Consider the following 12480-nt stretch of genomic DNA (forward strand, 5'->3'; position numbering starts at 1 on the left):
TTATGTCTGCCAAGAGTGATGATTCACCCAGCGACCTGATCCGCGCCCGTGACGTCGGTGGTTTCGACGTCTGGTCGCTGCCCAGCTTCGACCCCCACGTGCCCGAGCCTGAGCCTGCACCGGTGGAAGAACTGCCGGAGATGGAAGAGGTGCCGCTGGAAGAAGTCCAGCCACTGACCCTCGAAGAAGTCGAAAGCATCCGCCAGGAGGCCTACAACGAAGGCTTCGCCATCGGCGAAAAAGAAGGTTTCCACAGCACCACGATCAAGGTTCGACAGGAAGCCGACGTGGCGCTGACGGCCAAGCTGCGCGCATTGGAATCGTTGATGCAGAACCTGTTCGAGCCCATCGCCGAGCAGGACACACAGATCGAAAAGTCATTGGTCGGGCTGGTGCAACACATCGCCCGTCAGGTGATCCAGCGCGAACTGGCCATCGATTCGAGCCAGATCGAACACGTCATGCGCGAAGCCCTCAAGCTGTTGCCGCTGGGCGTGGGCAATGTGCGGCTGTACATCAACCCGCAGGACTTCGAACTGGTCAAGGCTTTGCGCGAACGCCACGAGGAAACCTGGCGCATCGTCGAAGATGAAACCCTGCTGCCGGGCGGTTGCCGCGTGGAAACCGAGCACAGCCGCATCGACGCTACCGTCGAGACCCGCATCAGCCAGATCATGGCCAAGCTGTTCGACCAACTGCACGAACAGGCTTTGCACCCGGCGCCCGCCGACCTGAGCCTGGACTTGCCGGACGAACCCAAGCCGGCCGCCATCGTCGATCCCGACAGCGGCGAGCCGATCACACCTGAAGTGGTAGGCCACGATGCGCCTTGAGCGAACCAGCTTCGGCAAGCGCCTGGGCAGCTACGCCGAGGCCACCGAGCTGGCCGGCCAACCGATCCTGGAAGGTCGCCTGCTGCGCATGGTCGGCCTGACGCTCGAAGCCGAAGGCTTGCGCGCTGCCATGGGCAGTCGCTGCCTGGTGATCAATGACGACAGCTATCATCCGGTCCAGGTCGAAGCCGAGGTCATGGGTTTTTCCGGTAGTAAAGTCTTCCTGATGCCGGTCGGCAGTGTCGCCGGTATTGCCCCGGGTGCCCGCGTGGTGCCGTTGGCCGACACCGGCCGCCTGCCCATGGGCATGAGCATGCTCGGCCGTGTGCTGGACGGCGCCGGTCGGGCCCTGGACGGCAAGGGCGGGATGAAGGCCGAGGATTGGGTGCCGATGGACGGCCCGACGATCAACCCGCTCAAGCGCGACCCCATCAGCGTGCCGCTGGACGTGGGCATTCGTTGCATCAACGGTTTGTTGACCGTTGGACGCGGCCAGCGCCTGGGCCTGTTCGCCGGTACCGGCGTGGGCAAGAGTGTGCTGCTGGGCATGATGACCCGCTTTACCGAGGCCGACATCATCGTGGTGGGGCTGATCGGCGAACGGGGCCGCGAAGTGAAGGAATTCATCGAGCACATCCTTGGCGAGGAAGGGCTCAAGCGCTCCGTCGTCGTGGCTTCGCCGGCGGACGATGCGCCGCTGATGCGCCTGCGCGCTGCCATGTACTGCACGCGCATCGCCGAATATTTCCGCGACAAGGGCAAGAATGTCCTGTTGCTGATGGACTCGTTGACCCGTTTCGCCCAGGCCCAGCGGGAAATCGCCCTGGCCATCGGCGAGCCGCCGGCGACCAAGGGCTACCCGCCTTCAGTCTTCGCCAAGCTGCCGAAGCTGGTGGAACGTGCCGGTAACGCGGAGAAGGGCGGCGGTTCCATCACGGCGTTCTACACCGTGCTGTCCGAGGGTGACGACCAGCAAGATCCCATCGCCGACTCGGCCCGAGGCGTGCTCGACGGCCACATCGTATTGTCCCGGCGCCTGGCGGAGGAGGGGCATTACCCCGCCATCGACATCGAGGCGTCGATCAGCCGGGTCATGCCCTCGGTCATCAGCCCCGAGCACATGAAGCGTGCGCAACAGTTCAAGCAGTATTGGTCCCGTTACCAGCAAAGTCGCGACCTGATCAGCGTCGGTGCGTATGTACCAGGCGGCGATCGTGAGACCGACACGGCCATCAGCCTCTATCCGTCCATGGCGGTGTATCTGCGCCAGGCGCTTAACGACAGCATCGGCATGGGCGCCAGCGAAGCGCACCTGCAAACCATTTTCGCGCCTGTCTCCGGCACGTAACCGATCATGGCCACGAGTCGTGCGGCGCGCCTGGCGCCAGTGGTGGACATGGCCGAAAAGGCCGAGAAGACCGCCGTCCAGCGGCTGGCCTATTTTCAGGGGCAGGTGGCGGTTGCCGAAAGCAAGTTGGCGGACTTGGAAAATTTTCGCCTCGAATACCAGGAACAATGGATCGCCCGAGGCAGCCATGGCGTTTCCGGACAATGGCTATTGGGCTACCAAGGGTTCCTCGCGCAGTTGGGCACGGCCATCGACCAGCAGCGCCAGAGTCTGGTCTGGCACCAGAACAACCTGGAGAAGGCCCGCCAGAGCTGGCAAGAGGCGTTCGCCCGCGTCGAAGGGTTGCGCAAACTCGTACAGCGCTACATCGACGAGGCGCGGCAATTGGAGGACAAGCGCGAGCAGAAACTGCTGGATGAATTGTCCCAGCGCCTGCCGCGCCAGGATCCGTATTGATATCGGCGGTAGAGTTTTGTCGGGTAGGCGATTTGAACCTTGCTCAGACCTCTACCAAGTGCTAAACCTTGTACACGTATGTCCATGACAAGGAAGTGAATATGTCTGTCATTGCTGAAGTATCCGACAACGGTAAAAAGCTGACGATTTCGGTTGAAGGGCGATTCGATTTCGGGCGGCATCAGGAGTTTCGCGAGTCTTACGAGAGACTTAATAGTAAGCCCGAGTCCATTGTGGTGGATTTGAAGAAGGCCACTTACCTCGACAGTTCTGCGTTGGGCATGCTCCTGCTGTTGCGTGACCATGCCGGTGGCGACGAATCGGATATCCGCGTCGTCAACAGCAGCAGCGACGTCAAGAAAATCCTCGCGATCTCCAATTTCGACAAGCTGTTCGATATCAGTTGATCGCCATGCAATCGTCGCCGGAGCCGCTGACGATCCTGATTGCCGAAGACAGTGCCGCTGATCGACTGCTGTTGTCGACCATCGTCCGTCGCCAGGGCCATCACGTGCTCACTGCGGCTGACGGTGCCGAGGCGGTCGAGGTCTATCTGCAACGGCGTCCGCACCTTGTGTTGATGGACGCGATGATGCCGGTCATGGATGGCTTTGAAGCGGCGCAGAAGATCAAGCAGTTGGCCGGGGATCAACTGGTCCCGATCATCTTTCTCACCTCGTTGACCGAAAGCGAAGGGCTGGCCCGTTGCCTCGAGGCTGGCGGTGACGACTTCCTGGCAAAACCCTATAACCAAGTGATCCTGGCCGCCAAGATCAAGGCGATGGACCGTTTGCGTCGGCTGCAAGCCACGGTGGTGGAGCAACGCGACCAGATCGCCCGGCACCATGACTATCTGCTCAACGAGCAGCGGGTCGCCAAGGCGGTATTCGACAAGATTGCCCACTCCGGTTGCCTGAGCGCGCCGAACATCCGTTACCTGCAATCGCCCTACGCCTTGTTCAACGGCGACCTGCTGTTGGCCGCATTCAATCCGGCCGGCGACATGCATATCCTGCTCGGGGACTTTACCGGGCACGGATTGCCGGCGGCGGTGGGGGCGATGCCGCTGGCGGAGGTGTTCTACGGGATGACCGCCAAGGGTTATGGCCTGGCGCAGATCCTGCGAGAGATGAATGCCAAGCTCAAGCGCATCCTGCCGGTGGACATGTTCTGTTGCGCGACGCTGCTGTGCCTGAGTTTCCAGCGCTGCACCGTGGAGATCTGGAACGGTGGCATGCCCGACGGTTATCTGCACGACAGCCTCACTGGCGTACGCACACCGTTGCCGGCGCGGCATTTGCCATTGGGCGTACTGACGCCTCAGTTGTTCGACGACCGCACCGAAGTCCACCCCATGTCGGTGGGTGATCGGGTGTTCCTGCTGTCCGATGGCGTGATCGAGACCAGTGACCGCGACGACCAGCCGTTTGGCGTGGAGCGGTTGCAACAGGTATTTTCGGCCAACCGTGAGCCCGACCGCCTGTTCGAAGATATCCAGCAAGCCCTGCAGGATTTTCGCGGCGAGGCCCGTGACGACTTCAGCATGATCGAGGTGCGTCTCGTCGCGCCGACGCAACTCAATCCGCCGCCTCCGGTCTATTCCGATAGCGGCCAATCCAGTCCGCTGGATTGGTCGGTAAGCTTTGAATTCCGGGCGCAGACGCTCAAGCGGTTCAACCCGATGCCCTACCTTTTGCAGTTGCTGCTTGAGGTTCATGGGCTCAGGGCACACAGTGGCGCCCTTTACAGCGTACTGTCGGAGCTGTATTCCAACGCCCTGGAACATGGGGTGTTGGGGTTGGACTCCAGCCTCAAGCGCGATGCGACGGGTTTCGCCCGTTACTACCGCGAGCGCAACGAGCGCCTGGACGCGTTGAGCGATGGCCATGTGCGGGTGCATTTGCATGTCACCCCCCAGGGTGACGGTGGCTGTCTGGTCATTGAGGTCGAGGACAGCGGCAAGGGCTTCGATGTTGCGAAGGTGATGGCGCGCCCCGTGGATCGCGACCGATTATCGGGGCGCGGCGTGAGCCTGGTGCGTCAACTCTGCCAGCGGGCCTCCTGGTCCGACGATGGTCGTAGTGCACGCGTGGAGTTTTTTTGGGAGGCTCTGGCATAATCGGAGCCGATCTTGATCAGGGAGCGAGCAAGTGAGTGAAATTCATCTCGATCGCGACGTGCTCAGCACGTTGAGGGAAGTCATGGAGGACGGGTATCCGGAATTGCTGGACACCTTCCTCGAGGATTCCGAAGCACGCCTGCGTGTGCTGCATGAAGCCAGGGACGCCGAAAAGCTGAGTGCCACGGCCCATAGTTTCAAGGGCAGCAGCAGCAACATGGGTGCCCTGCGCCTGGCTGAGCTGTGTGGTGAACTGGAGCAACGCGCCAAGCAGCCGTCGCTGGGTGGCATCGAAAAACTGGTCAATGAAATCGACAGCGAGTTTGCCTTCGTCCGCACGCTTTGCCGGGAAGAGCGTGAAGGCTTTCATTGCTGAAACGATGTCGTCCGACGCGTTGGCCCGTCCCTTGCATTGTCCTGTCTCGACTGCATCTTGATTCCAGTGCAGCGGAGACCATTTTATGCCTGTTACGCCCAATACACTCCTGCAGGCCACCGCCCCGGCCAAGCCGCAGGCCGCCGTCAATCCACTGGCAGCGGGCCCGGAAGCCGGGGATAAAGCCTCCAGCTTCGCTCAGGTCTTCGCCAAGCAGGCCCCCGTCAAATCACCGACGGTCGCTGAGCCGTCGGTAAAGCCGGGGCGCGACAAGACTTCCGACACCTCCGTCAAAAAGGATGCCGACAGCGATACGGCTGCCGCTCCGGAGCCGGTGGTTGCCGATAGCGGCAAACCCTTGCCCGCCGACAAGCCGGCCGCTGCCGACGATAAGACTGCCCAGGACGACGCTACCGACGCGGCCGAAGGGCCCGTAGCGGACGCCGCGCCTGTCGATCCGACCCTCGATCCTGCGTTGTTGCCCGTTGTTGCGGTGACCACTGCCGAGGTCCAGCCCGCCCCCGTGGTGAATGCGACCGATGCTCAAGTCACCGCTGCGGTGGCGGCTGCCGTTGCTCCGACGACGGCGGCCAATGCCCCGGCACCCGTGGCTGATCCGGCGTTCGATCCGCAGGCTGATCCGCTCGACGCGCTGCCAGCCTTGCGGTTGGCGATGGAGCAGGGCGGCCATGTGTCGGCTTCCAGCCAGGCGCAGCCCAAGGCCGCCCCGGTGGCCTCGCCCGATGGCGAACCGACCTCGGCCCAGACTTTCGCGGCCGGCATGGCCAGCATGCTCACCGTGCAAGCCGACCAGGACAGCACCGGTGCCGGCAGCCAGGGGGGCGACAAGGCGTTCAGTGGCCTGATCAGCGAAGGCCTCAAGGACCTGACCGCGGCTTCCAGCGATACCCGCGTCGATGACTTTGCCAATCGCCTGGCGGCACTGACCCAGGCGGCCACGCCGAAAACCGCCAACGCGGTGCCGGTCAACCAGCCCATCGCCATGAACCAGAGCGGCTGGACCGAGGAAGTGGTCAACCGAGTGATGTACTTGTCGAGCGCCAATCTCAAGGCGGCCGACATCCAGTTGCAACCGGCCGAGCTCGGGCGCCTGGACATCCGAGTGAACATGGTTCCGGACCAGCAGACTCAGGTCACCTTCATGAGCGCCCACGCTGGCGTTCGTGAAGCCCTCGAAGGCCAGATGCATCGCTTGCGCGACAGCTTTGCCCAGCAGGGCATGGGCCAGGTCGACGTGAACGTGTCGGATCAATCCCGTGGTTCGCAGAACCAGGACCAGCAAGCCCAGCAGCAGGCCCAGGCCGGACGCACCACGTCCTCGGGCGGACGGGTGGATTCGGTGGACGAAGCCGCTCCGGCCAGCATCGCTGAAGTGGCTGCCAGCACGACCAGCGTCATCGGCACCAGTGCGGTCGATTACTACGCCTGATCCAGCGCGGCTCACCCCTGTGGGAGCGAGCTTGCTCGCGATAGCGGATGGTCAGTCACCCTTGCAGGGGCTGGTCCACCGCTATCGCGAGCAAGCTCGCTCCCACATTCGTTTTCATGGGGTCTGAAGATCGTATCTGCCCGTCATCTCAAGTGCCGACACTTCTGGCATAACACTTGCTCCTGCCTAGCCATGCAACAGTGAACCCCCCGATTAGTGACGGATTATTGGCATGGCGAAGAGTGAAGCAGCAGCTGTAAAAGACCCTGCAACCAAAGGCAAACTCAAGATGATCATCCTGATCGTGGTGGGCTTGCTCCTGGCGATGGGCGTTTCGGTGGGGGCGACCTGGTATTTCATGCACAGCGCCCAAAGCAAGCCGGCACCGGCGGCGGAAGCCGCTCCGGTGGGCAAGCAGCCGGCGATTTTCGAACCCATGGCCCCGGCCTTCGTCGCCAACTACACGCAGAACGGTCGTCAGCGCTACATGCAGGTCAGCATTACCCTGCTGGGCCGCAACCAGGCGGACCTGGAAGCGTTGCGGGTGCACATGCCTTTGATCCGCAATAACCTGGTGATGCTGTTCTCCGGACAGAATTTCGACACCCTGGCCACCCCGGTCGGCCAGGAAATGCTGCGTCAGAAAGCCACGGCCAGCGTGCAGGAAGTGGCTCAGAAAGAGCTCGGCAAAGTGGTGATCGAACAGTTGCTCTTCACTAACTTCGTATTGCAGTAGGAAACACGACATGGCCGTGCAGGACTTGTTGTCCCAGGACGAAATCGACGCGCTGTTGCATGGTGTCGACGACGGCCTGGTGCAAACCGAAAACGCTGCTGACCCGGGCAGCGTCAAAAGCTACGACCTGACCAGCCAGGATCGCATCGTTCGCGGACGCATGCCGACCCTGGAAATGATCAACGAGCGTTTCGCCCGCTACACCCGCATCAGCATGTTCAACATGTTGCGGCGCTCGGCCGACGTGGCCGTGGGGGGCGTGCAGGTGATGAAGTTCGGCGAGTACGTGCACTCGCTGTACGTGCCCACCAGCCTCAACCTGGTGAAGATCAAGCCATTGCGCGGCACGGCCCTGTTTATCCTCGACGCCAAGCTGGTGTTCAAGCTGGTGGACAACTTCTTCGGCGGCGACGGTCGTCACGCCAAGATCGAAGGTCGCGAATTCACCCCGACGGAGCTGCGCGTCGTGCGCATGGTGCTGGAACAGGCCTTCGTCGACTTGAAGGAAGCCTGGCAGGCAATCATGGAAGTGAACTTCGAGTACATCAACTCGGAAGTGAACCCGGCCATGGCGAACATCGTCGGCCCGAGCGAAGCCATTGTCGTCTCGACGTTCCATATCGAACTCGACGGCGGCGGCGGCGACCTGCACGTGACCATGCCGTATTCGATGATCGAGCCGGTGCGTGAAATGCTCGACGCCGGTTTCCAGTCGGACCTCGACGACCAGGACGAGCGCTGGATCAACGCCTTGCGCCAGGACGTGCTGGACGTCGACGTGCCGATCGGCGCGACGGTTGCCCGGCGCCAGCTGCGCCTGAGGGACATCCTGCACATGCAGCCCGGGGACATCATCCCTGTGGAGATGCCGGAAGACATGATCATGCGCGCCAACGGCGTACCGGCCTTCAAGGTCAAGATGGGCTCTCACAAAGGCAATCTGGCGTTGCAGGTGATCGAGCCGATCGAACGCCGCTGAGCGCTGTCAACTTCTTAAGTTTTCGTTTTTAACTGAATTTTTGCCCGCCGAGGAAACATGATGGCTGACGATATGAATACCCAGGATGACCAGGCGCTGGCCGACGAATGGGCTGCGGCCCTGGAAGAAACCGGCGACGCCGGGCAGGCTGACATCGATGCATTGCTGGCAGCCGACACCGGTGCCCACGCGTCCAACCGCCTGCAGATGGAAGAGTTTGGCAGCGTGCCGAAAAGCAACGAGCAAGTGACGCTTGACGGGCCGAACCTGGACGTGATCCTCGACATCCCGGTGTCGATTTCCATGGAAGTGGGCAGCACCGACATCAACATCCGCAACCTGCTGCAGCTCAACCAGGGTTCGGTAATCGAACTCGATCGCCTGGCCGGTGAGCCGCTGGACGTGCTGGTCAACGGCACCTTGATCGCCCACGGCGAAGTGGTGGTGGTCAACGAGAAGTTCGGCATTCGCCTGACGGACGTGATCAGCCCGAGCGAACGCATCAAGAAGCTGCGCTGAATGAAAGGTTTTTTCGCCGCAGCCTTGATGCTGCCGTTCAGTGTGCTGGCGGCCGAGCCGGTGGCCAATGCGGCCGTTGCGCCGGCCAGTGGCAGCGGCATCGCCGGGCAATTGGCGCAACTGGTGCTGGGCCTGCTCCTGGTGCTCGGGGTGATTTTCTTCCTGGCGTGGATGCTGCGGCGCGTGCAACAGGCGGGGCCCGCCGGCAAAGGTCAGGTCATCGACATCATCAGTTCCCGGGCGTTGGGCCCGCGGGATCGGCTGGTGCTGGTGCAGGTAGGCAACGAGCAGATTCTGCTGGGGCTGAGCCCCGGCACCATCACCGCGCTGCACGTCCTCAAGGAGCCGGTCCAGGTGCCTTCCACCGAGCAGGCCACCCCCGAATTTGCCCAGCGGCTCATGGAACTGCTGGGTAAAGATCAAAAGGATAAGAAGTAATGCCGTTGCGCATTCTGTTGGCGTTGGCCCTGATGCTGGCCGCGCCGTTGGCGTTTGCCGCCGATCCGCTGTCGATCCCGGCGATTACCTTGGGCACCAATGCCGAAGGGGCACAGGAATACTCGGTCAGCCTGCAGATCCTGCTGATCATGACCGCGCTGAGTTTCATCCCGGCGTTCGTCATGCTGATGACCAGTTTCACCCGGATCATCATCGTCTTCTCGATCCTGCGCCAGGCGCTGGGCCTGCAACAGACGCCGTCGAACCAGATCCTCACCGGCATGGCGCTGTTCCTGACCATGTTCATCATGGCGCCGGTATTCGATCGGGTGAACCAGGACGCCCTGCAACCCTACCTGGCGGAAAAACTCAGTGCCCAGGACGCCGTGGCCAAGGCCCAGGTGCCGATCAAGGATTTCATGCTCGCCCAGACCCGCAGCAGCGACCTGGACCTGTTCATGCGCCTGTCCAAGCGCACCGATATCGCCAGCCCCGACCAGGCGCCACTGACTATCCTCGTGCCGGCGTTCGTGACGTCCGAGTTGAAGACCGCGTTCCAGATCGGTTTCATGATTTTCATCCCGTTCCTGATCATCGACCTGGTGGTCGCCAGTATCCTCATGGCCATGGGCATGATGATGCTGTCGCCGCTGATCATTTCCCTGCCGTTCAAGATCATGTTGTTTGTGCTGGTGGACGGCTGGGCGTTGATCATCGGCACCCTGGCGGGCAGTTTCGGCGGTGTCTAGACCACTTGTGCGGGTAACACGATATGACGCCTGAAGTTGCGGTAGACCTGTTCCGCGAGGCCCTCTGGCTGACCACCATGATGGTTGCCATCCTGGTGATCCCGAGCCTGCTGGTGGGCTTGCTGGTGGCGATGTTCCAGGCCGCCACGCAGATCAACGAACAGACCCTGAGTTTCCTGCCGCGCCTGCTGGTGATGCTGGTCACGCTGATCGTCGCCGGTCCCTGGCTGGTGCAAACCTTCATGGAATACATCCTGCAGTTGTACGGCAGTATTCCGCAGTTGATCGGCTGACCGGATGTCGATGCTCGCGCTGACGGACACCCAGATCAGTAGCTGGGTGGCGTCGTTTGTCCTGCCGTTGTTCCGCGTCACTGCGGTGCTGATGAGCATGCCGGTTTTTGGCACGACTCTGGTGCCGCGGCGCGTGCGCCTGTATTTCGCCCTGGCAATCACCGTCGTGATAGCGCCCGGGCTGCCACCGATGCCGCCGGTCAATGCGCTGGACCTCAGTGCGCTGATGCTGGTGGCCGAACAGATCCTCATCGGTGCCTTGCTGGGCTTTTCGTTGCAGTTGTTTTTCCAGGCGTTCGTGGTCGCCGGGCAAATCATTTCGATCCAGATGGGCATGGCCTTCGCCTCGATGATCGACCCCACCAATGGCGTCAACACCGCGGTGATCGGGCAATTCCTGACGATGCTGGTGACGTTGTTGTTCCTGGCCATGAACGGGCACCTGGTGGTGTTCGAGGTCTTGACCGAGAGCTTCACGACGATGCCGGTGGGCAGCGCGATGCTGGTCAATCATTTCTGGGAAATCGCCGGCAAGCTCGGCTGGGTCCTCGGCGCGGCCATGGTGCTGGTGTTGCCGGCGATTACCGCGTTGCTGGTGGTCAACATCGCCTTCGGCGTGATGACCCGGGCGGCCCCGCAGTTGAACATCTTCTCCATTGGCTTCCCGCTGACCCTGGTGCTGGGCATGGTGATTTTCTGGGTCAGCCTCGGGGACATCCTCAACCAGTACCAGCCGCTGGCCACCCAGGCCTTGCAGTTGTTACGCGACATGGCACAGGCGCGCTGAACCATGGCCGAGAGCGAAAGCGGTCAGGACAAGACAGAAGACCCCACGGAGAAGCGCAAGAAAGAATCCAGGGAAAAGGGTGAAATTGCGCGTTCCAAGGAGCTCAACACCCTGGCGATCATGCTCGCTGGCGCCGGTGGCTTGCTGATTTATGGCGGTGGGCTGGCGTTGGATCTGCTGGAAATCATGCGCCTGAATTTCTCCCTGCCTCGAGAAGTGCTGCTGACCCCCGGCGCCATGACGCAATACCTGCTGCATTCGGGCAAGATCGCCATCGTGGCGGTGCAGCCGGTGCTGATCTTCTTGTTGCTGGCTGCTTTCCTGGGGCCTATTTCCTTGGGCGGGTGGTTGTTTTCCGGTAAGACCATGGCGCCCAAGTTCAGCCGAATGAATCCTGCGAGTGGGCTCAAGCGGATGTTCTCCACAACGGCCCTGATGGAGCTGCTAAAAGCGCTTGGGAAGTTTTTCCTGGTTCTTTTCGTGGCGCTGACGGTATTGCAGGCTGATATCGATGACTTGCTGCGCATTGCCCATGAGCCGCTGGAACAAGCCATTATCCACAGCGTGCAACTGGTGGGCTGGAGCACTTTGTGGATGGCCTGTGGCTTGATCCTGATCGCCGCCATCGACGTGCCGATCCAGCTCTACCAAAGCAAGCAGAAGCTGATGATGACCAAGCAGGAAATCCGCGACGAGTACAAGGATCAGGAGGGCAAGCCGGAGGTCAAGCAGCGGATCCGCCAGCTGCAGCGCGAGGTCTCCCAGCGCCGGATGATGGCGGCGATTCCCGACGCCGACGTGGTCATCACCAACCCGACCCACTATGCCGTCGCGCTCAAGTACGACCCGGACAAAGGCAATGCGCCGGTCCTCTTGGCCAAGGGCAGCGATTTCCTGGCGTTGAAGATCCGCGAGATCGCCGTCGCCAACGAAGTGATGCTGCTCGAATCCCCGGCATTGGCGCGGTCGATCTACTACTCCACCGAACTCGACCAGGAGATCCCGGGAGGCCTGTACCTGGCCGTGGCCCAGGTCCTGGCGTACGTCTATCAGATTCGCCAGCACCGCGCGGGCAAGGGCAAGCGCCCCGAACCGCTCAAGGACCTGCCGATCCCGCCGGACCTGCGCCGCGATTCCTGATCCCGGCTAACCCAAGGCCTGTGGGAGCTGATGCTGCTCAATCAAGGCAATCGATGAACCCGTGGCGAGGGAGCTTGCTCCCGCTGGGCCGCGAAGCGGCCCCCAAACCGGCCAAATGGGGCATCAGGCACGCCGCACCCGCCGATTTACGACTGCTTCGCAGCCGAGCGGGAGCAAGCTCCCTCGCCACGGGTTCCCATTCTTCTCAAGTGAACCGTATTACCCTGTGGGAGCGAGCCTGCTCGTGAATGCGGTTT

General features: G+C 61.8%; 15 protein-coding genes. All 15 read left to right on the plus strand.

Annotated elements, in window-relative coordinates:
* Positions 1–2 precede the first annotated feature (2 nt).
* A complete protein-coding gene (fliH, locus tag M8Q45_RS04975) occupies positions 3–833 on the plus strand; it encodes a flagellar assembly protein FliH (protein ID WP_249873800.1) in 831 nt (276 codons plus the stop codon).
* Positions 823–2181 (plus strand): flagellar protein export ATPase FliI, encoded by a 1359-nt coding sequence (gene fliI, locus M8Q45_RS04980; RefSeq protein WP_030141083.1) that lies wholly within the window; start codon positions 823–825, stop codon positions 2179–2181. Before fliH ends, fliI begins: the two co-directional genes overlap by 11 nt.
* Before the next feature lie 6 nt (positions 2182–2187).
* Positions 2188–2637 (plus strand): flagellar export protein FliJ, encoded by a 450-nt coding sequence (gene fliJ, locus M8Q45_RS04985; protein ID WP_003184033.1) that lies wholly within the window; start codon positions 2188–2190, stop codon positions 2635–2637.
* 101 nt (positions 2638–2738) lie between these two features.
* Positions 2739–3044, plus strand: coding sequence for an STAS domain-containing protein (locus tag M8Q45_RS04990; RefSeq protein ID WP_249873801.1), 306 nt, complete (start codon positions 2739–2741; stop codon positions 3042–3044).
* A 5-nt stretch (positions 3045–3049) separates the two neighbouring features.
* Complete coding sequence (locus M8Q45_RS04995; protein ID WP_249873802.1) at positions 3050–4756, plus strand: ATP-binding SpoIIE family protein phosphatase; 1707 nt, start codon at positions 3050–3052, stop codon at positions 4754–4756.
* A gap of 31 nt (positions 4757–4787) precedes the next feature.
* Positions 4788–5132, plus strand: a complete 345-nt coding sequence (locus M8Q45_RS05000) for an Hpt domain-containing protein (protein ID WP_030141079.1) — start codon at positions 4788–4790, stop codon at positions 5130–5132.
* 85 nt (positions 5133–5217) lie between these two features.
* A complete protein-coding gene (locus M8Q45_RS05005; protein WP_249873803.1) occupies positions 5218–6582 on the plus strand; it encodes a flagellar hook-length control protein FliK in 1365 nt (454 codons plus the stop codon).
* 232 nt (positions 6583–6814) lie between these two features.
* Positions 6815–7318 carry a flagellar basal body-associated protein FliL gene (fliL, locus tag M8Q45_RS05010; RefSeq protein WP_249873804.1) on the plus strand — a complete coding sequence of 168 codons (504 nt, stop codon included), beginning with the start codon at positions 6815–6817 and terminating at the stop codon, positions 7316–7318.
* A gap of 10 nt (positions 7319–7328) precedes the next feature.
* On the plus strand, positions 7329–8297 hold the full coding sequence (fliM, locus tag M8Q45_RS05015; RefSeq protein WP_030141076.1) for a flagellar motor switch protein FliM: 969 nt from the start codon (positions 7329–7331) through the stop codon (positions 8295–8297).
* A 60-nt stretch (positions 8298–8357) separates the two neighbouring features.
* On the plus strand, positions 8358–8816 hold the full coding sequence (fliN, locus tag M8Q45_RS05020) for a flagellar motor switch protein FliN (RefSeq protein ID WP_030141075.1): 459 nt from the start codon (positions 8358–8360) through the stop codon (positions 8814–8816).
* A complete protein-coding gene (gene fliO / locus M8Q45_RS05025) occupies positions 8817–9254 on the plus strand; it encodes a flagellar biosynthetic protein FliO (protein ID WP_249873805.1) in 438 nt (145 codons plus the stop codon).
* The gene (gene fliP, locus M8Q45_RS05030) at positions 9254–10003 is read left to right on the plus strand and encodes a flagellar type III secretion system pore protein FliP (protein ID WP_030141073.1); all 750 of its coding nucleotides are present in this window, start codon (positions 9254–9256) and stop codon (positions 10001–10003) included. The genes fliO and fliP overlap by 1 nt, the downstream gene beginning before the upstream one ends.
* 23 nt (positions 10004–10026) lie before the next feature.
* Positions 10027–10296, plus strand: coding sequence for a flagellar biosynthesis protein FliQ (gene fliQ, locus M8Q45_RS05035; RefSeq protein WP_003184009.1), 270 nt, complete (start codon positions 10027–10029; stop codon positions 10294–10296).
* Between the two features lie 4 nt (positions 10297–10300).
* Entirely contained in the window at positions 10301–11083 is a 783-nt protein-coding gene (gene fliR, locus M8Q45_RS05040) for a flagellar biosynthetic protein FliR (RefSeq protein WP_249873806.1), read from the plus strand.
* A gap of 3 nt (positions 11084–11086) precedes the next feature.
* A complete protein-coding gene (flhB, locus tag M8Q45_RS05045; protein ID WP_249873807.1) occupies positions 11087–12223 on the plus strand; it encodes a flagellar biosynthesis protein FlhB in 1137 nt (378 codons plus the stop codon).
* Positions 12224–12480: the final 257 nt, after the last annotated feature.

This window comes from Pseudomonas sp. T1.Ur (assembly GCF_023516725.1).
Classification (GTDB): domain Bacteria; phylum Pseudomonadota; class Gammaproteobacteria; order Pseudomonadales; family Pseudomonadaceae; genus Aquipseudomonas; species Aquipseudomonas alvandae.

Bases quoted from the DNA above. Each gene is read 5' to 3' on its own strand.
- fliP (WP_030141073.1), top strand. From the start codon at position 9,254: ATGCCGTTGCGCATTCTGTTGGCGTTGGCCCTGATGCTGGCCGCGCCG.
- M8Q45_RS04990 (WP_249873801.1), top strand. From the start codon at position 2,739: ATGTCTGTCATTGCTGAAGTATCCGACAACGGTAAAAAGCTGACGATT.
- fliH (WP_249873800.1), top strand. From the start codon at position 3: ATGTCTGCCAAGAGTGATGATTCACCCAGCGACCTGATCCGCGCCCGT.
- M8Q45_RS05005 (WP_249873803.1), top strand. From the start codon at position 5,218: ATGCCTGTTACGCCCAATACACTCCTGCAGGCCACCGCCCCGGCCAAG.
- fliQ (WP_003184009.1), top strand. From the start codon at position 10,027: ATGACGCCTGAAGTTGCGGTAGACCTGTTCCGCGAGGCCCTCTGGCTG.
- fliM (WP_030141076.1), top strand. From the start codon at position 7,329: ATGGCCGTGCAGGACTTGTTGTCCCAGGACGAAATCGACGCGCTGTTG.
- fliO (WP_249873805.1), top strand. From the start codon at position 8,817: ATGAAAGGTTTTTTCGCCGCAGCCTTGATGCTGCCGTTCAGTGTGCTG.
- fliL (WP_249873804.1), top strand. From the start codon at position 6,815: ATGGCGAAGAGTGAAGCAGCAGCTGTAAAAGACCCTGCAACCAAAGGC.
- fliN (WP_030141075.1), top strand. From the start codon at position 8,358: ATGGCTGACGATATGAATACCCAGGATGACCAGGCGCTGGCCGACGAA.
- fliR (WP_249873806.1), top strand. From the start codon at position 10,301: ATGTCGATGCTCGCGCTGACGGACACCCAGATCAGTAGCTGGGTGGCG.
- fliJ (WP_003184033.1), top strand. From the start codon at position 2,188: ATGGCCACGAGTCGTGCGGCGCGCCTGGCGCCAGTGGTGGACATGGCC.
- flhB (WP_249873807.1), top strand. From the start codon at position 11,087: ATGGCCGAGAGCGAAAGCGGTCAGGACAAGACAGAAGACCCCACGGAG.
- M8Q45_RS04995 (WP_249873802.1), top strand. From the start codon at position 3,050: ATGCAATCGTCGCCGGAGCCGCTGACGATCCTGATTGCCGAAGACAGT.
- fliI (WP_030141083.1), top strand. From the start codon at position 823: ATGCGCCTTGAGCGAACCAGCTTCGGCAAGCGCCTGGGCAGCTACGCC.